The 24,134-nt window shown below is 57.7% G+C and carries 16 protein-coding genes; 9 read left to right on the top strand and 7 right to left on the bottom strand.

From position 1 onward, the window contains the following. The first annotated feature begins 429 nt into the window (after positions 1 to 429). On the top strand, positions 430 to 606 hold the full coding sequence (locus tag I6L44_RS02995) for a hypothetical protein (RefSeq protein ID WP_005337712.1): 177 nt from the start codon (positions 430 to 432) through the stop codon (positions 604 to 606). Positions 607 to 678: 72 nt separating this feature from the next. Here I6L44_RS02995 and icd read toward each other — a convergent pair whose 3' ends face one another. Together icd and I6L44_RS02985 are read right to left on the bottom strand one after the other, a co-directional pair. Continuing rightward, positions 679 to 1,932 (bottom strand): NADP-dependent isocitrate dehydrogenase, encoded by a 1,254-nt coding sequence (gene icd / locus I6L44_RS02990; RefSeq protein WP_216953258.1) that lies wholly within the window; start codon positions 1,930 to 1,932, stop codon positions 679 to 681. A 156-nt stretch (positions 1,933 to 2,088) separates the two neighbouring features. Next, positions 2,089 to 2,964 carry an AraC family transcriptional regulator gene (locus I6L44_RS02985; protein ID WP_005347181.1) on the bottom strand — a complete coding sequence of 292 codons (876 nt, stop codon included), beginning with the start codon at positions 2,962 to 2,964 and terminating at the stop codon, positions 2,089 to 2,091. A 116-nt stretch (positions 2,965 to 3,080) separates the two neighbouring features. Here I6L44_RS02985 and manA point away from each other — a divergent pair, with 116 nt between their 5' ends. From manA to I6L44_RS02945, 8 genes are all read left to right on the top strand, one after another. After that, entirely contained in the window at positions 3,081 to 4,271 is a 1,191-nt protein-coding gene (gene manA / locus I6L44_RS02980; protein WP_216953257.1) for a mannose-6-phosphate isomerase, class I, read from the top strand. Between the two features lie 639 nt (positions 4,272 to 4,910). After that, positions 4,911 to 7,607: a GH92 family glycosyl hydrolase gene (locus I6L44_RS02975; RefSeq protein ID WP_216953256.1), complete on the top strand. Its 2,697-nt coding sequence runs from the start codon at positions 4,911 to 4,913 to the stop codon at positions 7,605 to 7,607. 55 nt (positions 7,608 to 7,662) lie between these two features. After that, entirely contained in the window at positions 7,663 to 10,065 is a 2,403-nt protein-coding gene (locus tag I6L44_RS02970) for a GH92 family glycosyl hydrolase (protein WP_216953255.1), read from the top strand. 62 nt (positions 10,066 to 10,127) lie between these two features. After that, a complete protein-coding gene (locus I6L44_RS02965) occupies positions 10,128 to 12,650 on the top strand; it encodes a GH92 family glycosyl hydrolase (protein ID WP_216953254.1) in 2,523 nt (840 codons plus the stop codon). A 307-nt stretch (positions 12,651 to 12,957) separates the two neighbouring features. After that, positions 12,958 to 15,396 carry a GH92 family glycosyl hydrolase gene (locus tag I6L44_RS02960; protein ID WP_216953253.1) on the top strand — a complete coding sequence of 813 codons (2,439 nt, stop codon included), beginning with the start codon at positions 12,958 to 12,960 and terminating at the stop codon, positions 15,394 to 15,396. A gap of 442 nt (positions 15,397 to 15,838) precedes the next feature. After that, on the top strand, positions 15,839 to 17,731 hold the full coding sequence (locus I6L44_RS02955) for a PTS fructose transporter subunit EIIC (RefSeq protein ID WP_216953252.1): 1,893 nt from the start codon (positions 15,839 to 15,841) through the stop codon (positions 17,729 to 17,731). 235 nt (positions 17,732 to 17,966) lie between these two features. After that, entirely contained in the window at positions 17,967 to 18,719 is a 753-nt protein-coding gene (locus I6L44_RS02950) for a DNA/RNA non-specific endonuclease (RefSeq protein ID WP_216953251.1), read from the top strand. A gap of 321 nt (positions 18,720 to 19,040) precedes the next feature. After that, complete coding sequence (locus I6L44_RS02945; RefSeq protein WP_064341888.1) at positions 19,041 to 20,144, top strand: YdcF family protein; 1,104 nt, start codon at positions 19,041 to 19,043, stop codon at positions 20,142 to 20,144. A gap of 81 nt (positions 20,145 to 20,225) precedes the next feature. On the opposite strand, the gene I6L44_RS02940 is transcribed toward I6L44_RS02945, so the two are convergent. The 5 genes from I6L44_RS02940 to I6L44_RS02920 form a co-directional block, all read right to left on the bottom strand. Further along, positions 20,226 to 20,600 carry a DUF805 domain-containing protein gene (locus I6L44_RS02940; protein ID WP_216953250.1) on the bottom strand — a complete coding sequence of 125 codons (375 nt, stop codon included), beginning with the start codon at positions 20,598 to 20,600 and terminating at the stop codon, positions 20,226 to 20,228. A 60-nt stretch (positions 20,601 to 20,660) separates the two neighbouring features. Continuing rightward, entirely contained in the window at positions 20,661 to 22,031 is a 1,371-nt protein-coding gene (locus I6L44_RS02935; protein ID WP_216953249.1) for an MFS transporter, read from the bottom strand. A gap of 160 nt (positions 22,032 to 22,191) precedes the next feature. Further along, positions 22,192 to 23,088 carry a heme o synthase gene (gene cyoE, locus I6L44_RS02930; RefSeq protein WP_216953248.1) on the bottom strand — a complete coding sequence of 299 codons (897 nt, stop codon included), beginning with the start codon at positions 23,086 to 23,088 and terminating at the stop codon, positions 22,192 to 22,194. A gap of 11 nt (positions 23,089 to 23,099) precedes the next feature. After that, positions 23,100 to 23,429: a cytochrome o ubiquinol oxidase subunit IV gene (locus I6L44_RS02925; RefSeq protein WP_216953247.1), complete on the bottom strand. Its 330-nt coding sequence runs from the start codon at positions 23,427 to 23,429 to the stop codon at positions 23,100 to 23,102. Next, positions 23,430 to 24,044 carry a cytochrome o ubiquinol oxidase subunit III gene (locus I6L44_RS02920; RefSeq protein WP_216953246.1) on the bottom strand — a complete coding sequence of 205 codons (615 nt, stop codon included), beginning with the start codon at positions 24,042 to 24,044 and terminating at the stop codon, positions 23,430 to 23,432. Positions 24,045 to 24,134 lie beyond the last annotated feature (90 nt).

Genomic DNA, 24,134 nt, shown 5'->3' with positions numbered 1-24,134 from the left:
CCAGTTCCCGCATAACGCCCTTTTGCATGCCCCCCTCTACCATTTCTTGAGTCCATGACAGTGCTCATCCAGAACCAAGTGTCGAGCTCGTCGATGCAACCGGACACAACAGGGTTCCCCACCCTGTTTCCCCGGGTTTCATCCAAACCAAGCGTGCCCTCACGGCGGGTTTTCTGTTTTGAGAACAAGGGGATGGGCAGTTCTGTCGCAATCCATGGCGACAATTTCCCCAAGTTGGTCAGTTTGTGCTAAAATGGCGCTCATTTTTTGACATCTCGCGTCACGTTCGCCGCCAGATTGCCCATCGGGCTCTCTGCCCGGGTCGTGACTTTGCACCATCATGCCTGATGATGTTCCCCCCAAGATGAGCCGACAGGCTCCCGTCAAGGTGGGCACCTTCAAGGGCACATGAGATAAGGAGATCGGGTAATGAAACAATATCAAAGCTGGCTGGGAGATTATCTGATGAGCCGACGTGACGGAGATCACGCGATGGCTTCGGAACTTGCCAACACCATCTGCGCCTTCTGGAAGGCCCAGGGTGATGAAGCAGAAACCAGCAAATGGCAGCAACGCTATCAGCAACACGTAGAGCAGGCGCAATAAGCCCCTGCACTCTTTCGCGATAAAAAAACCGGCGCACATGGCGCCGGTTTTGCGTCTCTGGCAAGCAGCAGATTACATCTGGTCGATCATGTCCTGAGCAAACTGGGAACAGGAGCGCAGGGTGGCCCCTTCCATCAGACGCTCGAAGTCATAGGTGACGGTCTTGTTGCGGATCGCCGCTTCCATGCCCTTGATGATGAGATCGGCCGCTTCGACCCAACCCATGTGGCGCAGCATCATCTCGGCGGAGAGGATCAGCGAGCCCGGGTTGACCTTGTCCTGACCGGCATACTTAGGTGCAGTACCGTGGGTCGCTTCGAACAGGGCCACGCCGTCACCGATGTTGGCACCCGGTGCGATGCCGATACCGCCTACCTGAGCGGCCAGCGCGTCGGAGATGTAGTCGCCGTTGAGGTTCATACAGGCGATGACGTCATACTCGGCCGGACGCAGCAGGATCTGCTGCAGGAAGGCATCGGCGATGACATCCTTGATGACGATGGTCTTGCCGGTTTTCGGGTTCTTGAAGGAGCACCAGGGGCCGCCGTCGATCAGCTGGGCACCGTACTCGTTCTGGGCCAGAGCATAGCCCCAATCCTTGAAGGCACCTTCGGTGAACTTCATGATGTTGCCCTTGTGCACCAGAGTCACTGAGTCGCGATCGTTGTCGATGGCATACTCGATGGCGGCACGCACCAGACGCTCGGTACCGGCTTTGGACATGGGCTTGATGCCGATCCCGCAGGAGTCGGGGAAGCGAATTTTCTTCACGCCCATCTCGTTTTGCAGGAAGGCGATCACCTTGTTCGCTTCGGCACTGTCGGCCTTCCACTCGATGCCGGCGTAGATGTCTTCGGCGTTTTCGCGGAAGATCACCATGTCGGTCAGATCAGGACGTTTCACCGGGCTCGGGGTGCCGTCGTAGTAACGCACCGGGCGCAGGCAGATGTAGAGATCCAGCTCCTGACGCAGGGCTACGTTGAGGGAGCGAATACCGCCACCGACCGGAGTAGTCAGCGGGCCCTTGATGGCCACGCAATATTCACGAATGAAATCCAGGGTTTCGGCCGGCAGCCAGGCACCTTCGCCATAGACATGAGTCGATTTCTCGCCGGTATAGATCTCCATCCAGGCGATCTTGCGCTCGCCCTTGTAGGCTTTCTCGACCGCAGCATTCACCACATTCAACATGGCCGGGGTTACGTCAACACCGATGCCATCCCCTTCAATAAACGGAATGATCGGATGGTTGGGAACCTGCAGCTTGCCGTTGGCATCGACTGTGATTTTCTGACCCTGGGTCGGGATTACTACTTTGCTTTCCATCGGCATCTCCTAACTTCCGTTTGTTATCAACTTGTTTGTTGCGCGCGGCCATCTTAGCCCATTCATTTTCATAATAAAACGACAAGAAAGCATGTCAGACCAAAGAGGTAGCCACCCGCCAGTGCGCCGTCACCACGCCTTGCCGACCCCGCCCCGTTATCCCTCCAGCTCGCTGGCCGCCGCCTGCGGCTGACTCAGGGAACGGTACTGGGAAGGGGTCAAGCCGGTCTTCTGTTTGAACACCCGGCAGAAGTAGTTCACGTCGGTAAACCCGCAGCGATTGGCGACCTCTTCGAGACGGAAGCGATACTTTTTCAGCATGAACTTGGCCCGCTCCAGCCGCACCCAGCTGATGTAGTCCGCTAGCCGCATGTGCCCCTGCTGGCGGAACAGGCGTGAGAGATGGCTGGGGGAGAGATTGAAGCGGGCGGCGATGCATTCGCGACTGATGGGGCGGTGGAAATTTTCCTGAATGTAGATGCAGATGCCGTGAAAAAGATCGGAGCCACGAGGACGACCGCTCTCCGACTCCACCAGCAACTGCCGTGAATAACTTAGCAGCGCCTGCAGCAGGTGATTGTCCATCGGTGCCCTTATCGGCTCCTGCGCAAGGGTGTTGAGGGAGAGCAGGATATGATCGAGCGCCCGTCCGGCACCGGCCTGAATACTGTGCTTCTGCACATCGAAGAAGCCGGTGTCTCCCTTGTGCTTGCTCACCAGACTGAACCCTATCTGACGCTTGCCGAACAACAGGCTGAGCACGGAACAGTCATTGTCCCAATCCGGCTTGTTCCAGCCGTTGGGGGGAATGTACATCGCCTCCCGCGGCCCCATCTGTACCGACTGCACATCCCCTTCCGGGGACCAGATCTGGTTGAGATAGTGGCCACTGAATACCAGCTCGAGACGCGGAAAATTGACCTGATAACTGAAGCAGGGAGGCACCCCTTTGTCAGAGGCAAACAACACCTTCTCAAAGCCTCCCCCCTCACTTAGAAAGCCGTCCAACAGCTGGGTAAAGATGATACTCATGAATGATCCTGATCAAGATGCAGAGAGCAACCGATTGCGGTGCGCTGCCCCTGCCATGCTATAGTCCGCGCCAGACTGAAATTCCCAAAAAATCGTTCTGATACAAGGAGCCATCCATGAGCTACCCGCCGTTTTTTCTAATGTGCAACCCGATCCAGGATTATGTCTGGGGCAGTCGTGACTCCCTGACCACGCTGTTTGGCATCAAAAATCCCGAAGGCAAACCACAAGCTGAACTGTGGATGGGCGCTCACCCCAATGGCTGCTCCGAAGTGACCCTGGCAGGCGAGACCGTGAAGCTTTCCAGCCTGATTGACGCCAACCCCGTCGCCATGCTGGGCGAAGCTACCCAGGCTCGTTTCGGCTCACTCCCCTTCCTGTTCAAGGTGCTCTGCGCCGAGCAAGCCCTCTCCATTCAGGTACATCCGAGCAAGGCACAGGCCGAAGCCGGTTTTGCCAGAGAAGAGGCCGCAGGCATCGATATCAAGGCGAGCAACCGCAACTACAAGGATCCGAACCACAAGCCGGAGCTGGTCTTTGCCCTCACCCGCTATCAGGCGATGAACGGCTTTCGCGCCATCCCGGCCATCCTGGCCCTGTTCGATCGCATGGCGCTGCCCGCCCTGGTCGACCTGACCGCGGCGCTTCGCCAGTCACAGGATGAAGCTGGCCTGCGGCACTTCTTCCACCAGTTGCTGATCCTCAGCGGTGATCGCAAGGACGAGGCGCTGGCTCGCCTGCTGGCCTATGCCGCCGCCCATCAGGATGAAGAGACTTTCGCCACCATCAGCAAGCTGGCCAACCAGTACCCGGGGGATGTGGGGCTCTTCTCGCCGTTGCTGCTCAACGTGGTGACACTTGAGCCGGGTCAGGCGATGTTCCTCGATGCCCAGACCCCCCACGCCTACATCCACGGCACTGGCCTCGAGATCATGGCCAACTCCGACAACGTGCTGCGTGCCGGTTTGACCCCCAAATACATGGATGTGCCGGAGCTGCTGGCATGCACCCGCTGTGTCGCCAAACCGGACGACCAGATCCTGCTCACCCCTCGCATGGAAGGCACAGTACAGCACTTCGACGTGCCGGTACCGGATTTCACCTTCAGCGTATATGGCGCAGGCGAACATGCCCTCACCACCGGCAATGCCGAGATCCTGTTCGCCATCGATGGGCCCATCACCCTCATTGGCCAGGATGGTGAGCGTCTGACACTGACCATAGGGCAATCTGCATTTGTACCCGCCAGCACCGGCGATTATCGCGTGACGGCTGAAGGGCGTTTTGCCCGCGCCAGCAACCGCTGATCCTGGTGGGCCATCGGCTCATCACTCTCTGTTCAAAGGGCCCAGCAGGGCCCTTTTTTTCAGCTCATCTGACCATGTAGAGCCCGGTACGACTCACAAAATCGGTCATTTAACTCAACATCGAAGAATAACACGCTGAATTATAATGATTAATATCATTTAGCCTCCCTGGTCACGCCACCCTGCAGTTATGCGAGCCAGCTCACACCCTTCCCCACACGTCATAAAAATCCAGTTAATGCCATTTTTTTCCTCTGTCCCAGGATATTAATCAACGAAATAATAGAAACAGTTAATTTACAGGCAGCAGGAAAAACATTTAAGAGCATTTATATATTCCAGATGTAACACAGCTCAGCCACTTATTTCATAAGTGTAAGGGGCGATTTTTTAAATCAGGCTATAGGTGCCTGTTATTTTCCTGCGCATTTATTTTTCCGCCTGTATGGCCAGAACGTTTTCACTATCCATTTTATCTGGCTGATATTCCCCCCGTCACCCTCTATATCCAGTGACAGTCGGGGTAATACATGCAGATGGCTATCTCATCCGGCAGATATTCATTGGCTGGCCCGGCGTTCTGCATTATCTGTTTTTATACGTTCGATACCCTACTTTCATTAACCTGTGGCGACAAATATGAAACTGAAACGTTCCCTGCTCGCGTGTGCCGTACTGGCTGGCCTGGTTGGTATATCCGGTTGTCAAAATGACTCGGATACCGCTGTCGATAACAATAAAGAGACTAACGTCTCCCGTTACGTCAATCCGTTCATCGGCACAGGTAATTTAGGCAACACCTATCCCGGCGCCACGACCCCGCATGGCATGGTGCAGCTGTCGCCCAATAATGGGGCCAATGGCTGGGAATATATCTCCGGCTATTACTACCACGACAACCGCCTCGCCGGGTTTTCCCACACTCACCTCTCGGGCGCCGGAGCTGGAGATCTCAACGATATTCTGGTGATGCCGATCAACTCACGCTCCAATTTCATGCTGAACGAGGGGTCGGCCTCACTGAATCTGGAGGCCTCCCGCTACAGCCACAAGGATGAAGAGGCAACGGCGGGCTACTACAAGGTCAATCTGAAGGATTACGGGATCAAGGCCGAGCTGACCGCCTCGGATCGGGTGGGGGTTCATCGCTACACCTTCCCGCAAGATAAAAAATCGGAAATCGTGGTCAACCTCGGCTTCAAGGTCAACTGGGACTACACCTCCGACTCCTATCTGAAATGGGACAAAACCCACAACCGGATCGAGGGCCATCGCTTCTCTGACGGCTGGGCCCCCAGCCAGAAAGAGTTCTTCGTGATGGAGTTCGACCAGCCCATCAAAAACATCCGCTTCGCCTACTTTGACAAAGACCAGAACCGCTATCTGGACCTGCCGGAAGGCACCACCGAGATCGGCAACGAGACCCGTGGCAAATATCAGTACGCGCGTGCCTATGTGGAATTTGATACCGCGGCGGCGGGCTTGGTCGTCGAGGCCAAGGTAGCCCTCTCCAACGTCGAGATCGGCCGGGATGGCAACGCTGGCGCCTCACTCAACATGACCGAAGTGGCCAATATGTCGTTTGACGATGTCCGGCAGGCTGCGACCCAAAAATGGGAAAAGGAGCTGGGCAAGATCCGGGTCAGTGGGGATGAGGAGTACAAACAGACCTTCTATACCGCGCTCTACCACACCTATCTGGGCCAGACCATTCACTCCGATCTGGACGGACGCTACCGCCAGGTGCATCAGGGGCGCAACGCCTATCCGGATGGCAACACACCGTGGGGCGAGCAGATCGATACCCTCAAGGAGTCGGTTCGCACCGCCGATGCCAACCGGGATGGCAAAGCGGACTTTACCCGTTACGACACCTTCTCCCTGTGGGACACCTACCGCGCAGTACAACCCCTCTCGTCACTGCTGGAGCCGGATCGCCTCGCCGATGTGGTGCTCTCCATGCTCTCCTACGCCGAGGAGGAGTGGATGGACGATCTGGGCAACCTGCGCAAGGGCAGATTGCCGGAGTGGACCTTCAAGGGTAACGAGACCGGCATGATGATGGGGATGCACTCCACGCCGGTGATCCACGACGTACTCTCCAAAGGCTCGCTGGACAGACGGATGATCGCGCTGGGCTTCAGCGATGCGGAACGTCAGGAGATCAAGGAGCGACTGGTGACCGCCATGATCACCGACGCCCGCGCAGCCACCAGCCAGGGGGTCGCCTGGATCAAGGAGTACGAGCAGCAAGGCTATGTACCTGCCCAGTTGCATGACACACCGCCGGGCAATGACTGGGAATCTCACTCCCCCTTCAAGGATGCCTGGACCTCATCCTACTCGCTGGAGTACTCCATGAATGACTGGGCGATCGCCCAATCGATCAAGGCAGTATTTGGCGAAAGTGACCCCCGCTATCAGGAGTTTGCCGATCGATCCAAGAACTGGCAGGCGCAGTTTGACTTTGGCGGCAAGCAGTACAAGGGGTGGTTCAAGGCCCGCGACTACGCTGGCAACTTCATTGATGCCGGTTGGGTAGACCCGAAAACCGGCCGGGCAGTGGGCAAGGATTGGCGCCCCGACATGTTCAACTGGTCATTCGCCGAGTCCAACGGCTGGCAATACGCCTTCAGCGTTCAACATGACATTCATGGCCTGGTCGATCTGATGACCCGCTTCGACCAGACCCAGAATCCTCAGGCCAAACGGGGCGAACTGTTTGCCAAACGGCTGGACGAGTATTGGAGTACCTATCCGGATCGCAACGCTGGCGACAACCAGTTCCCGGTATTCAACACCGGCAACGTGGGACAGCATGTGCAGGGCAACGAGCCCGATATCCATGTGCCCTACCTCTACAACTACGTAGGACAGCCCTGGAAGGGACAGGCCGCCATCGTGGCAGCCACCAACGTCTGCTACAAGAACACCCCTGACGGCATCTGTGGCAACGATGACTTTGGCACCCTCTCTGCCTGGTTCGTGTTCCGGGCGCTGGGCTTCTTCCCGGTCAATGCCTCCTCCGGCATCTACGAGATTGGCACCCCCATGTTCGAAACCGCCTCGCTCGATGTGGATGCGGGCAAACAGTTCACCGTCACGGCCCAGAATGTCAGCCGCGACAACATCTACATCCAGTCCGCTCGCCTCAATGGCAGCGAGTTCAATCGCAGCTACCTCACCCATGAGGAAATCCTCAGTGGCGGCAAGCTTGAATTCGTGATGGGCGATAGCCCCAACCAGAATTGGGGCAGCCAGCCGGAAGATCTGCCGCCCGCGCAAGGTATCGGCACCTTCCTGCACGAAGGCGACCTGCCTGCCGGTTCCCGTTAATCACCTGTTCGGGGGAGGACTTCCTCCCCCATCACCACTCAAAAATGGAATGACCATGTTCAAGTGCAATCTTCTTTCTCTTGCGGTGATTGCCGCACTGACCGGTGGCATCGCCGGTTGCAACAGTGAGAGCGAGTCTACCGCTATCGAGAAACCGGTAACTCCGGTTGTCGATCTGTCGGTACTGAAATACGTTGACCCCATGATAGGCACCGCCGCATCAGGCCACACTTTCCCCGGTGCCACCCGCCCTGCCGGCATGGTGCAGCTCTCGCCGGATACCTTTATTGGCTCCAACACCGATCACGAGAGCGGACTCAACCCCTGGCACTCAGCCTCCGGCTACTGGGACTCTTCCAATTATCTCACGGGCGAGATCGTCGCAACCGATGTTCCGCTCTACGGCTTCTCCCATACCCATCTCTCCGGCACCGGCGCCACCGATCTGGGCGACATTCTGGTACTGCCCTACGCCGAGATGGCCGACGCCCAGATAAACGCCTTTGACAAAACCAATGAGCACGCCAGCGCCGGTTATTACAAAACCAGACTGAACAAGGGGGAGATTGAGGTTGAACTGACCACCACCAAACGGGTCGGTTTGCACCGTTACACCTTCGCCAAAGGAGCGGATCGGAATGTGAAATTCGATCTGGGTCATACCCTACTGAACAACAACGGCCAATCGCTGAAAAACAAAATCGAAGTGGTGGATGAGTACACCCTGCGTGGCCGCAAAACCTCCACTGGCTGGTTCCAGGGACAGAACCATCAGGGCCAGAACATCTTCTTCTACGCCAAATTCAACCAACCTGTGGCCAGGGCCATGCTGGGCGAGCAGGACAAGATGCCCACCCGGGAGATGCGCCCCAACAGCGTCTATCAAGGGGATGACCTGACCGCCTACCTCAATTTTGGCCAGGGTGACCAACCGCTCGAGATCCGGGTCGGTATCTCGGCGGTGAGCTGGCAAGGAGCACAGAAGAATCTGGAGGCGGAAGCCCCCACCTTTGATTTTGCCAAGGTGAAGTCAGACGCAGAATACGCGTGGGCCGAAAAGCTGGCAACACTCAAAACCGAAGGGGGGACGGAGACCGAGAAGACCAATTTCTACACCGCTCTCTACCACATGATGATCGCCCCTATCGAGCTCTACGATGTGGATGGCAAGTATCTTGATATGCAAGGCACCCTGCGCACCCTGCAACCTGGCGATACCCCCAACTACTCCATCTACTCGACCTGGGATACCTTCCGCGCCGTTCACCCCATGTGGACCATCATGGACCCGCCACAGGCGACTCTCTACGCCAAGGATCTGATCCGCAAATCCAACGTGGAGTTCGGCCTGCTGCCCAAATGGGAAGGCCACGGCTCGGAAACCGGCACCATGATTGGCTACCCCTCGGCGGCCATCCTTGCCGATGCGGTGACCAAGGGGCTGATCGATGCGCAAGAGGCACTGGAAGCCTCGGTCAAATCGGCCCACTACCGGCCTGCCGATTACCCGCAGATCCATGACGACATCCTGAGCTCGCTGATGGCCGGTCAGCTCAGCTATCACGAGAAAGAGCAGTGCGTCCGTTATCCCAACTGGAACTCGGTCTCCTACTCGCTGGAGTTCTCTTTCTACGACTGGACCATCGCCGAGATGGCGAAAGCCGCGGGCGACATGACTACCTATCAGGAGTTCAAGGCACGATCCTACAATTCGCTCAAACATTGGGATCCCCAGGCTGGCAATGCCGATGGCAAAGGCTTCTTCGTACCGACCGAGCTGAAAAACGGTGACCCGTGCGCCCTGAAATACGCGGCGGCCGATTTCGATCCCTACAAGTCGGATGCCTTCTACTACACCGAGGGCAATGCCTGGCAGTGGCAGTGGTCCTTCATGCAGGATCTCGACAAGCTGACCGAGATCATGGGTGGCCAGCAGGGACTGAACGACAAGCTCGACAACCTGTTCAACGCCGACCCCAACGGGGGCGAAGCACATCAGGACATGACCGGTTACATCGGGCAGTACATTCATGGCAACGAGCCCTCACACCACGTCATCTATCTCTACAATCGCACCGCCCAGCCCTGGAAAGCGCAGGAGTACCTCGACCGGGTCTATAAGGAGTTCTACAAAACCACCCCGGATGGCCTGATCGGCAATGAAGACGTCGGCCAGATGTCGGCCTGGTACATCATGAGTGCCATGGGCTTCTATCAAATCTCCCCGGGCGACCCGACCTACACCATCGGTCGTCCCATCTTTGACAAGGTCACCATCAACCTGCCCGACGGTCAGTTCAACGTGGTAGCGCAGAACAACAGCCCGGACAACCTCTATGTCAAAGAGGTCACCATCAATGGCAAGCCACTCAACCAGTACAACACCTTCGCCCACAGCGAGATCCGTCCCGGTGGTGAGCTGCGTTTTGTGATGACCAACCAGCAACCGACCCCGTAACTCTACAAGCGGCAAGCCACCCGGCTTGCCGCTTTTTCATCTCCGGAATTTGAGGAACAACAATGTTCAAACCCCACAAGCTGGCCATCATGGTGACAGCCCTGCTTGGCCTCTATGGCTGCAACACAAATGATGAGACTACTGACAATGGCCGCCCCGATAATGCCCTGCAGGTGCTGCAATATGTCGATCCGCTGATCGGCACCGATGGGCTGGGCAATGTCAATCCGGCCCCGGTCATGCCGGAAGGGATGATCCAGCCGGGCCCGGACAACTGGAATCCGGCCAACTGGAATGGCAAGGGATCCCCTTCCGACTATCACCACCATCTGGCCAAGCTTTCCGGCTTCAGCAGCACCCATATCTCGGGGGCAGGCAAGGGGGATCTCAATGATTTCGCCTTCTTGCCCTTCATCGGCAGCAATACCGACCCGGTCACCATCAACAAGACGAGCGAACAGTCGGAAGTAGGCTATTACAAAGCGGATCTGGTGGAGACCGGCATCAAGGCCGAACTCACTGCCACCCAGCGGGTCGCCTTCCACCGTTACAGCTATCCGGCGGGTGAAGATCGCAAAGTCCAGATTGATCTGCAGCACGAGCTGCTGGAGCAGTATGGCAACCACTCCCGCAATATTTACTTCAAGCGGGTGAGCGACAACGCCATTGCCGGAGCCAGAACCAGCAACGAGTGGGGGCAGTGGCAGACGGTCTTTTTCTACGCCGAGTTTTCCGAGCCGTTTGTGGATCAGATCCTCTATGTCGATGGCAAATTGAGCAACGACGCCGAGGTGGGGTTGGCCGATTACATCGGGTATGGCGAAACCAGACCCCGGGTACGGGATGTGGTGACCCAACTCAACTTTGCCAAAGGGGAACGGCCCATCACCATGAAGATGGCCATCTCGGGCACCGGCATTGAGGGGGCCATGGCCAACCTGCGCGCCGATGAACATGGCTACCGCTTCGATCAGGTGGTGCAGGAGAACAAGCAGGCATGGGCGAAAGTGCTCAATAAGTTCACCCTGGAGGGTGGCAGCGATGCCGACAAGACGATGTTTTATACCTCGCTCTATCGCACCTACATCGCCCCCTTCGTCTATCAGGATGTGGATGGTCAATATCGCGGAATGGATGGCAAGGTGCATCAGGCCAAGCCGGGCTTTACCAACTATTCGGTCTACTCCATGTGGGACACCTTCCGCGCCGCCCACCCATTGAAGACCATCATCGAAAAAGAGCGATCCATCGACTATGTGCACGATCTGCTCAACAAATATAAAACCGGCGGCATCATGCCCAAATGGGAGCTGCACTCCGACTATACCGGCGAGATGGTCGGCTACCCGGCGGTCTCCATCATCGCCGACGTCATCGTCAAATACCCGGATGCATTCACACAGGAAGAGATAAAGCTGGCGCTGCAGGCGGCCAATGTCTCCGCCAACTTTGACCTCGCGCTGACCAAAAGCTGGGTGCCCTATCAGGATCCCTGGAACGGCGACAAGCGCTTCACCGTGATGACCCGTCACGGCCAGTATGCCGAGCAGCACGGCTATGTCCCCGCCAACGTCAAACTCAAGCCGGAAGAGGGCGGCATGGCGCAGGACAAGTACGATGAACTGGTCAACGAGTCCGTCTCGTACGGTGTCGAGAATGCCTACTATGACTGGTGCATCGCCCAGCTGGCCCGACTGGCTGGCGACAAATCCGCCGAGAACCGCTATCTGGCCCGGGCGACTACCTGGCGCGCCTATTTTGACTACAACCCGGCGCAATATGGCAAATATGGCGCGACCGGCTTTATGCGCCCCAAAAATTACGATGGCAGCTGGGTCAACAATTACCCCTCCTGCGCCATCGATAAAAACGGCAATCCCGTTACACCACCACAAAACTGTGACACCAACGACAGCAGCCGTTATGACATCTTCTGGCCCTATCGGGCCGAGCACAGGGGGCAGGACTTTACCGAAGGCAACACCTGGCAGTGGAGCTGGTTTGTTCCCCACGATATCGAGGGGCTCAAAGAGGTGATGGGGGGCGAGGAGGGATTCCGGAAGAATCTGGATGCCCTCTTCACCGCCAACTCCAACGCTGATACCTCGCAAGGGGATATGACCGGCTATATCGGGCAGTTCGTGATGGGGAACGAACCGGATCACCATGTTCCCTACCTCTATAACTGGACCAAGGAGCCGTGGAAAACCCAGGAGTATGTGGATCAGGCGGTGCGCAGCTTCTTCCACCCGACCACCACAGGGCTGATTGGCAATGAGGATGTGGGGCAAATGTCCGCCTGGTACATCATGAGTGCGCTGGGCTTCTATCAGGTCACGCCGGGGCTCCCGGTCTACACCATAGGTCGGCCACTGTTTGACAAGGTGATCATGGATATCGATGGCGGAAAATTCACCGTGATCGCCGAAAACAATGGCACCCAAAATATCTATGTGGAATCCGTCACCATCAATGGCAAACCATTGGGGGAAAACCTGACGTTCAATCACAGCGATATTCGTGCCGGTGGTGAACTGAAATTTATCATGACGGCGCAAAAACCGATCCGCTCAGATAATAAATAACCATCATGCACTATCAATATATGTTCAGGCCCAAAGCTTCCTTTGGGCCTCTTTTTTTGTCGACTCACCAAGCACCTCAAAAAATATGAGATGTTGCATCAGATGATGCGCAGATCACAAACAGACTGCCTTGCCACAAAAATCTAGTGAATGACACTTTTTTACTCTGTCGATGAAACAGATGGCATGGGAATAATAGTGCTCGCCGGGATCAATGCCATCGAGCACCAATATTGCTCAGGGATCGCTCCGGTCTCATAAAAATAGATCATGACTGCTCACCCTCTACCCGATGGAGCCGCTCAATATGTTCAAGAAAAATATTCTGGCCATTGCCCTGACCAGCACAGTAGCCATGTTATCCGGCTGCGATTCAGATAACAGCAGCGACAATAACGACGATCAAAAGCCAACGCCAACCAATGTGTTGCAATATGTGAACCCATTCGTTGGCACTGGCTTTAACGGTCACACCTTTCCCGGCCCTGTGGTACCGGAGGGCATGGTGCAACTCTCGCCGGATACCGAGTTGATAGGCTGGCACTCCTCCTCCGGCTATCACTTTGACAAAGATACCCTGTTCGGATTTTCCCACACCCACCTCTCAGGCACCGGCATGGGGGGGCTGGGGGATATTCTGTTCCTGCCCTTTACCGAAGATAAATCCAAATACATCGAGCAAAGCGATGATTACCGCAAAGCCATCTCGGTCAAAATGGACAAAAAATCCGAGCAGGCCGAGCCTGGCTACTATGCGGTGCGCATCGCCGAAAATGGCATCAAGGCCGAGCTGACCGCCTCCGAGCGGGTGGGCTTTCACCGCTACACCTATCCGCAGGGGCAACCCCAACGGCTGAAGATCGATTTGAACTCGATCCTCAACAGCGACTGGGGATCGAGTTCGCTGCGCAACAAACTCACCGTCAGCGAAGATGGCTACACCATCACCGGCGAGCGAGATGCGACTCACTTCTCCGGCTGGGCGAAAAACCAGAAGATCTTCTTCCATGCGACCTTCGACAAGAAGATCAAAGGGGTCTACATCCTCGCTGGTGGTGTGCCGGTAGAGGGCTTGAGCGCCGAGCATAAGGCCAAATCCAAAGCGGATGTCACCGCTTACGTCGAATTTGAAGAGGGCGGCTCAGCCCAACTGAACGCCAAAGTTGCCCTATCGGCGGTCGATGCCACCGGCGCATGGAACAACTACCAGGCCGAAGGGGATGTTTCGTTTGACGAGGCCCGCGCCAACGCCCGCGAGAAGTGGGCCAACGCCCTCAATTTCACCATCGAGGGGGGCAGCAAGGAGCAAAACGAGATCTTCTACACCGCCCTCTACCACACCAAGATCGCCCCCATCGTCCATCAGGATGTGGATGGCAACTACCGCGGCATGGGCAAAGGGGCGCAGGCCAAGGGGGAAGGCAGCTACTCCATCCACTATGGCCAAGCAAGCGAAGATCAGCCCAACTTCTCGGTCTACTCACTGTGGGACACCCAGCGAGCGCTGCACCCGCTCAAAACCATCACCGAACCCACCCGCGCCGTGCAGTATGCCAAGAACCTGATCCAGAAGTATCTGGAGAGCGGCCTGCTGCCCAAGTGGGAGCATCTGGGGGATGAGACAGGCACCATGGTGGGCTATCCGGCTGTAGTGGTGATTGCCGACGCCATCACCAAATACCCCGATGCCTTCACCGCGCAGGAGAAAAATCTGGCGCTCACGGCCGCCATCGACTCCTCCACCTATACCAACTACCCCATGCTGGCGACCGAGTGGGACAAGGCGGTGCTGGACAAGACCCTGACCAACCACATCGATTACATCGAGAAAAACGGCTTCGCCCCGGCAGTGCAGCGGATCGACGGTCAGCCCGTCTTCGCTGACTACACCCTCGAGTCGGTCTCCTACGGTCTGGAGAACGCCTTCTATGACTGGGCCATCGCCCGGATCGCCAAGGCGGCCGGCAACCCGGCGGCCGAAGCGCGCTATCTGGCCCGTTCTAACGGCTATCAGCGCTACTTCGACCACAATGCGGCCGAATACGCCCAGTACGGGGTGACCGGTTTCATGCGTCCGGTGATGATCGATGGCGCCTTCATGACGCCGTTTGATCCCTATGGCACCGAACATGAGACCGGCAACTATACAGAGGGCAACGCCTGGCAGTGGACCTGGTTTGTGCCCCATGACATCAAGGGTCTGAAAACCGCGATGGGCGGAGAAGAGGCCTTCAAGCAGAATCTGGACGCCACCTTTGCCGCCGAGAGTCAGGGGTCGGAGACCGCTGACATGACCGGGATGATGGGTCAGGTGGCCTTCGGCAATGAACCCTCCCACCATATCCCCTACCTCTACAACTGGACATCGGAGCCCTGGAAAACTCAGGAGACGGTCGACTACATCCTCGACACCATGTACTCGAACACCCCGGCAGGCATCATAGGCAACGAGGATGTGGGCTCCATGTCTGCCTGGTATGTGATGTCAGCACTTGGCTTCTATCAGGTGAATGCGGCAGACCCCGTTTACACTATTGGCCGCCCGCTATTTGCCAAAGCGACCATCCCGGTCAAGGGGGGAACCTTCACCATCATCGCCGATAACAACAGCGCCAAGAACCGCTATGTCCAGTCGGTCACCATCAATGGCAAACCGCTCAAGGATGGTCTCTTCTTCGAGCACAAGGAGTTTGTACCGGGGGGCAACCTCCACTTCGTGATGGGCGATACCCCGCCACAAAAGTAACGATCGATAGCATTGAAGTGACATTCAGCACGCAATCCGAAAATGTCACTTTGTGATACCCGACGGCCCACGCCAGATGGATTGATAAAATCCAATCAGCGCTGGGCCATTTTATTTTCCAGTGGGAAGCCCAGGTTCAGCCATTAAGCCGTTTTTCTCAAATATGCCTTAAATCGGGCAATAAACCGCAAAAAATGGCTGTAAATCCCATTACAAGGGTTTTTCTGTCATATCTTGACCGCTGTCACATCCTGCCATTAATTAAACAAAAACCACTACTGAGTTAAAGATCAACACTTTGCGAGCTGGATCACACCAGCAAAACCATGCAACAAAAATCCAGTTATTGCTACATTCATCGCCTGTCCAACCCTACCCTTGAGGGCAATAATGAGCCCAATTCGCAACGCATGACTTAGCCCTTACAGGGAAGGAGAGTGAGATGTTACCCACCATGACCAACGGCAGACTCATCTGCCTGGAGTTGAAGGCCACCAGCAAGGAGGCTCTGTTCGACGAGATGGCACAGATGCTGGCGCGCGATGGCGCCGTGTCTGATCAACAGCAATTCGTCAAGGATATCTGGGCCCGCGAGCAGCTGGACTGCACCGGCTTCGAGCAGGGTGTCGCCCTGCCCCATGCCAAGAGCAAGGCGGTCAGTCGTCCGGCCATTGCCATCGGTGTCAGCCGTCAGGGTATCGAGTACGGCGCCGAAGATGGCAAGCCAACTCAACTGATCTTCATGATCGCCTCCCCGGATGGCGGCGCCAACCACCACATCGAAGTGCTGGCCGAGCTCTCCACCCGTCTGCTGGAACCGGGCTTTATCGAGCAGATGAAAGCCGCCACCACCGTCGAGCAAGCGCTGACCCTGCTCAAGCAAGGCCCGAAAGTGCAAAAACCGGCCCCAGCCGCCAAACCGGCTACCACTGCACCGGCTGAACCCGAAGAGCGCACCTTCAAGGATCGCCTCAATACCATGAAGCAGCACCTGCTGTTTGGTACTTCCCACATGATCCCTTTCATCGTGGCGGGCGGTGTGCTGCTGTCACTGTCGGTGATGATGAGCGGCAAGGGCGCCGTGCCGGAAGCGGGCTTCCTCAAAGACATGGCAACCATGGGGATCGCCGGTCTGACCCTGTTTACCGCCGTGCTGGGTGGCTATATCGCCTACTCGCTGGCTGACAAGCCGGGCCTGGCCCCGGGCATGATCGGCTCCTGGATTGCCGTTCAGCACTATCAAACCGGTTTCCTCGGCGCCATTCTGGTGGGCTTTATCGCCGGTTTCGTGGTCAATCAGCTCAAACGGATCAAGCTGCCTGACTCCATGACCTCCCTCGGTTCCATCTTCATCTATCCGTTGATCGGTACCTTTCTGGTGTGCGGCATCGTGATGTGGGGGATCGGTGCCCCGATCGCCGCCATGATGGAAGGGATGAACCACTGGCTCTCCAGCATGGCGGGCTCAGGTAAAGTGATGCTGGGTGCCATTCTGGGTGGTATGACCGCCTTCGATATGGGCGGCCCGGTCAACAAGGTTGCTACCCTGTTTGCCCAGACTCAGGTCAACACCCAGCCCTGGCTGATGGGCGGCGTCGGCATCGCCATCTGTGTGCCGCCGCTCGGTATGGCACTGGCTACCCTGATGTCTCCGAAGCGTTACAAGAAAGAGGAGCGTGAATCCGGCAAAGCGGCCGCCATCATGGGCATGATCGGTATCAGCGAAGGTGCAATCCCGTTTGCCGCCGCGGACCCCATGCGTGTCATCCCAGCCATCGTCGCAGGCGGTATCGTCGGCAACATCACCGGCTTCATGATGCACAGCATCAACCACGCCCCCTGGGGTGGCTGGATTGTCCTGCCGGTTGTTGAAGGCAAGATGGGCTACATCCTGGGTACCATCCTCGGCGCCCTGACCACCGCCATCATCGTCAACCTGCTGAAGAAGCCGGTGAGCGAAGAAGATGATGTAACCACCACCCAAACCAGCTTCGAAGTCATTGAAGCGGAAGGGGAAGCAGACGTACTGGCCATCACTGCCTGCCCGTCTGGCGTGGCCCACACCTTCCTGGCCGCCAAGAGCCTGCAGAAAGCCGCCGCCAAGCAGGGGATCAAGATCAAGGTCGAGACCCAGGGCGCCAACGGCATCATCAACCGCATCACCGCCAAGGATGTCGCCAACGCCCGCTACGTCATCTTCGCCCACGATGTGGCCATCAAATACCGTGAACGCTTCACCGATATCGAAGTCATCGATGTGAAGACCAAGGAGGCGATTCACAATCCGGAAGGTCTGCTGGCCCGCACGCTGGGCAACAAGGAAAACGCCGCCTGATAGCCGTCAGACTCCACCTATCACAAGGGGCCCTTCACGGGCCCCTTTTCGTTGCCTGCCGAGCAATCGCACATCATCCCACCGACCAAGCCACTGATTTAAAACATATTAACCAGTCACATCACGGATCTTGGCGAGCCGTCACAGAACGGTGACGTGTAAAAAAACAGCAATTGAAGCGCTGGTCAGATCTCATGTCAAATGGCTCCGCCTACTAAACTGGAGCATCACAAAAATGATAAAAATCAATAAATTGGTTCTGGCTGTTACCCTCACCCTCACTGCCACCCCCTTGCTGGCCGCCCACTGGGAATGCGGCCAGCACGTGCGCTTTGGCCTCCCCTCCGAATCGGATCAGAAGCTCTGCCGTGAAGGGTATGCCGTCGGCTACAACTACGACTACAAGGTGGCGGACTGGGTCTCCTACCGAATGACCGCCCAGAGCGCACAGGGCACAGTGCCCCGCAAGGATGCCTTCGCCGAGGACAGGGAGATCCCGGTCGCCTACCGCGCCACCCTCTCCGACTACAAGGGCTCGGGCTACGACCGTGGCCATCAGGCCCCGGCGGGGGACATGAAATCGAACAAGAACACCATGAAAGAGAGCTTCCTGCTGAGCAACATGACACCGCAGATCGGGGTGCTCAACCAGAAGGCGTGGCGCGTGCTGGAGGACAAGGTGAACAAGTGGGCGGTCTCCCGCAAGGATGTGCAGGTGATCACCGGCCCCATCTTTACCGGCTCTGAAGAGTCCATCGGTCAGGGTGTGGCGATCCCGAGCGCCTACTACAAGATCGTGATGGACCCGGCCAGACTGCAGGCCATCGCCTTTATCATGCCGCAGGAAGAGGTGCCCATCAGCCAGATCGCCGACTACCGGGTCTCGGTACGTGAGGTGGAGGAGCAAACCCGGCTCAACTTCTTCAGCGATATGCCCGAAGAGCAGCAAGAGACGCTGGAAGCCCGCATATCCCCGATGTGGAACTGACCGCGAACACTCGCCAACAGATGGATTGACACCCCATCTCTCTTGAATCGCGATAGAGGAAGGGGCCCGCGCCCCTCCCAGCAGGGGGAGTCACGCTCCCCCTGTCCTTTTCAGATGGCAGCTGACCCGTTACGGCCACTTTTGCGGCCACTGGTGTGGCATCACCCGACGACCCGCCCCGACTCACAGTTTGCCGCACCGTTAACTGGTATATTGCCCTCTCTTTGGCACTAACAGACTGAATTGACGCACATTTGCCTTATCCCATCGGCCCGCAAACCGGAGCCCACGACGCGATTCAGCCCGACAGAGGACCTTTTGATGAAACAGACCCTTCTTGCCCTCACCCTCGGCGGCCTGCTGGCGCTCTCGCCCCTCGCCCTGCAAGCGGCCGAGAGCTCGATGCAAATGGAGCACGACCTCAATACTCTGGTCAGCAAACGCCAGGCGGTGGACATGTTGCTCGGCGAAGCGCTGCAGATCTACAAGTCGCCAGCCAAGATCTCCCACGCCGGTTTTACCGCCAAGATGCCGAGCAATATGGAGCTGGTGACCGAGCGGCTGTTGGCCGCCTACCAGCTGGAACCCTACCGCACCGACCTGCTCATCTCGGCGGCCAACGCCCAGATCTACAACGGCAACCTGAGCCGCGCCATCACCTTGCTGGAGCAGGCGCAGGCCGTCGCTCCCGATGATCTCGACATCAACAGTTATCTCGCCATCTGGCAGCTGGTGAAGGGCAACAAGGATGCCTCCCGCAGCTATCTGGCGAAAGTGGCGGATCGCAACAGTGGCCGCGCCGCCGATCTGGAGGAGATCATCGCCCGGGTGCAGCGGATCACCGCCGCCCCGCTGCAGACCGAACTGACCGAGGATCAGGTCAAGGCCAGCAGGGAGGGCAAACGCGCCATCGTCACCCTGGGCTACGCCCTCAATCCCGACGGCAGCATGGACAAGATCCTGCTGGGCCGTCTGCAAACCACCCTTGAGCTGGCCAAAGCCGACCCGGAAGCGCTGATCATCCTGACCGGCGGCGTGCCCCAGAACCGCCAGACCGAGGGCAAGCTGATGGCTGACTGGCTGGCCAACCACGGCATCGACCGCAGCCGCCTGATTGAAGAGAACTACGCCACCAGCACGGTGGATAACGCCCTCTACAGCGCCTATGCCCTCGCCCGCCACCAGATTGACTATGCGGTGCTGGTAAGCTCCGCCAGCCATGTACGCCGCGGCCAGACGGTGCTGGAAATCGCCTGCGACCAGATTGGCCCGGCCAACATCAAGGTGGCGAGCGTCAGCTACCCCGACAAGCCCCTCGAGGAGCTGGCCACCCCGAGCGAGAGTGAGCTGCTCGGCATCTACCGCGACGCCCTGCGCACCTACGGCATGTGGAGCTACCGCTCCGCCCCGCTGATCGAGCGTTGATCGGCCATCAACACGAAAAAGAGAGGGAGGCGCGATGCCTCCCTCTCTTTTATTGACCGATGATTGGCCAAGCCTCGCCCATTAGCTGACGATAAAGCCCTGTGAGGGGGCCGCTTTGGGATCGTCACCGAAGCGGTTTGGCCCCTGCTGGCCATTGCAAACCATAAAGTAGATAAGCACCAGGGTGCCGATAATGGGGATAAGCCCGAGCAGCAGCCACCAAGCGCTGCGGTCGGTATCGTGCAGACGACGGGCCGCCACCGCCAGAGATGGCAGCAGCACAGCCAGCGAATAGATCGAGCTTACCAGCTCCTTATCGCCGCCGATCAGCTTGTCCACCATGCCGAGCAGCAACATGACGATGACGTTGCACAGCACGAACATCCAGTATTCGGTGCGACGGGCCCGTCCGCTAAATACCGCATATTGCTTGAGGACCGAGATATACCAGTTCATTGCGCCTCCAGACTGTTTTCAAAAACAAGTAGTTGCAGATCCGAACCGAGCTTAGCGCGATCAGTGTCCGGCGTCGATCACCAGCAGCTCCAGATCCTGGCGACTGACCCGCTTGCTGTCCACCTTCACATAGAGCGAACGTTCCTTCCGTGCCAGCAGTACATCGTTCACCCCGTCGCAGGCTCGGAGTTTCTGCTCCAGTGCAGGACTCGCCTCCACCCCTTCCGGTAACAGGATGCGCAGACTGCTCACATAGGGGGGCTCCTGCATGGTGAGGCAGACCCCGAGCCAGACAAGGGCCAGCGCAGAGCAGCCGCCAAACACCAGGGCGCCACCACCCAGACTGTAGAGCAGGCCCCCCAGGCTGCCACCGATAGCCACTCCGATAAACTGGCTGGTGGAGTAGATCCCCATGGCCGTACCCTTGTAACCCGGTGGCGACTCCTTGCTGATCAGGGATGGCAGCAACGCCTCCATCACGTTGAAGCCGATGAAGAAGAGCTGCAGGCCGGCGAGCAGGCCCCACAGCTGCAGGCCAGCCTGCCACAGCACCACTTCGGCGCTGAGCATCACCAGCACGCAGATCTGGAACACCAACTTCATCTTTCTGCGCGTCTCGGCATAGATGATGAAGGGTACAACGCTGACGAAGGCAATCAGCATGGTGACCAGATAAGCCTGCCACTGGCTGTCCCGAGGCAGACCCGCTTGCTCCAGCAGCGGCGGCAACGCCACGAAGCTCGACATCAACAGGGTATGCACGCACAAAATGCCGAGATTGAGTTTGAGCAGGCGCGGATTGGTCAGCACAGTGCGCATCCCGCCCCTGACCATGCCGGACTCGCGATTGAGCAGATGAGTTGTCGGTGTCGGCACCAGCCAGAGGGTGACGGCAATGCCCCCCAGCGCCAGCAGGGCGATGAGCCAGAACAGGCCGGAGAGTCCCAGCGCATGAGTGATGAGGGGGCCGGTCACCATGGCGATGGCGAAGGTGATGCCAAAGCTCACCCCGATGAAGGCCATCGCCTTGGTGCGGTTCTGCTCGCGGGTGAGATCCGACAAGAGCGCCATCACGGCGGCCGAGATGGCGCCGCTGCCCTGCAGGGCGCGGCCGGCGATGACGCCCCAGATGGAGTGGGTCAGCGCCGCGATCACGCTGCCGAGGGCAAACATCAGCAGGCCGCCGACGATGAGGGGCTTGCGGCCCACCTTGTCGGAGAGCAGACCGAACGGGATCTGGAACAGCGCCTGGGTCATGCCGTAGATGCCGATGGCCAGGCCGATGAGCGCCTCGGAGGCCCCCGCCAGCGACATGCCGTAGGTGGTCAGCACCGGCAGCACCATAAACATGCCGAGCATGCGCAACGAGAAGACGGAGCCGAGCGCCCAGGTGGCACGGCGCTCGCCCCTCGTCATGGTGAAATCATTCATGATGGCCTCGATAGGTCAGGGAAAAGGAAGACTCAAGGGGTGGCCGACACGCGCCATGCCACACCCGACAGAGGGGAAAAGTACCCGATGGGCGGCCCCATAATAACAGAGCCGGGGAGGTTCCCGGCTCTGGATCTCATGCAATCGGAAGCAACGCACACTATCGGAGCAACATGCTCACCAGCGCCACAGGCTCGGCCTCTGGCTGGAAGTCTACCGACATCATGACACTCAGACAGGTAATGGTGACGATGGAAAACATAAACAGCTTGCGCGCCCAGAGAGCATCATCAACCAGTTGTTTGTAACCCGACAGCGCCATCCCCAGCCACCAGACACTCACCGCAGTGGCCACCACCAGATACTTGTAGCCGGCGTAACCGCCGAGGAACAGCATCAGGGTCGGCACCATAAAGGCCAGGATGTAGAGGGTGATGTGGTGCTTGGCCACCGAAATTCCCTTCACCACCGGCAACACCGGAATGTTGGCCGCCTGATAATCCTTGAAGCGGAAAATGGCGATCGCATAGGAGTGCGGCATCTGCCACAGGCTGAAGATCGCCAGCAGGATCAAGGCCCCCGAGTCGAACTGACCGCTCACCGCACAGTAGCCGATGACCGGCGGCGCGGCGCCGGAGAGGCTGCCCACCAGGGTGCCGTAGACCGAGTGACGCTTCATGTAGAGGCTGTAGACCCCCACATAGACAATGAAGCCCAGCACCGCCAGCAGAGCAGCCAACGGATTGGCCGCCCAATAGAGCAGTGCAATGCCCGCCATGCCAAGCGCGGTGGCGTACCAGAGCGATACGCCGGGGGCGATCAGCCCCTTCACCAGAGCACGGTTCTTGGTGCGCTCCATGATGCAGTCGATATCCCGGTCGATGTAGTTGTTGAACACGCAACCGGAGGCCACCACCAGCGAAACACCCACCATGGTCAGCATGAACAGGGGCAGGTCCAGGCTTCCTTTTGAAGCCAGCAGAAATCCCCCGATCACCGAGATGAGGTTGCCGAAGATGATGCCCGGCTTGGTCACTTGCAGGTATTGCTTCATCATTGCCAGCCTGCTCAGTGGACCATCATGTTGATGTTGAGGTTGTACATGATCCACAGGGAACCCACGACCACGATGGCAATGATGAGCACGGTAAAGACCAGTGCCACCAGGTTCCAGCGCTCCTCGGACGAGGTGTTCATGTGCAGGAAGTAGACCAGATGGACAAAGATCTGCACCACCGCCATGCCAACCACGGTGGCCAGCACGGTGGTGTGGGAGGCGGAGCCGTCTATCACCATCCAGAACGGTACGGCAGTCAGGATCAGTGACAGCACGAAGCCGATCAGGTAGCTCTTGGCGCTGCCGTGGCTGGCGCCGTGATTATCAACGGAATGACTCATTTACATTGCCCCCATCAGATAGACCACGGTAAAGACGCAGATCCACACCACGTCGAGGAAGTGCCAGAACAGGCTCAGGCACATCAGGCGGGAGCGGTTGCGATCGGTCAGCCCCTTCTTGGCCACCAGCACCATCATCACGATGATCCAGATAAGGCCGCTGGTGACGTGGATACCGTGGGTACCGACCAGGGTGAAGAAGGCGGAGAGGAAGGCGCTGCGATCCGGGCCGTAACCTTCTGCGATCAGGTGATGGAACTCGTAGATCTCCATCGCGATAAAACCGGCACCCAGCACAAAGGTCACCAGCAACCAGCCATTGACGGTAGACACCCGGTTCTTGTTCATCGCCAACATGGCAAAACCGAAGGTGATGGAGCTCAACAGCAGCAGCATGGTTTCGGCAAATACGAACGGCAGTTCGAAGATATCCTTGCCGCTCGGACCGCCGGCAGTGCAGTTGACCAGGACCGCATAGGTTGCAAACAGACATGCAAACAGAATGCAGTCACTCATCAGGTAGATCCAGAAACCAAACACCTTGTTGGCACCGGCATCATGGTGCCCATGGTCATGGGCACTCTCGTGAGTGTGATGTAGAACGTCGGTCGCCATAGCGTCACGCCCCCTTGTTAATGTTGGCAAAATGCTGACCTTCGGGTGCCCATACCCTCCGGGCACCGTAGACGTGAATGTGATATGAAA

Source organism: Aeromonas sp. FDAARGOS 1414, from assembly GCF_019047065.1.
Taxonomy (GTDB): domain Bacteria; phylum Pseudomonadota; class Gammaproteobacteria; order Enterobacterales; family Aeromonadaceae; genus Aeromonas; species Aeromonas veronii_A.
This window is presented reverse-complemented; position numbering and strand designations above follow the sequence as displayed.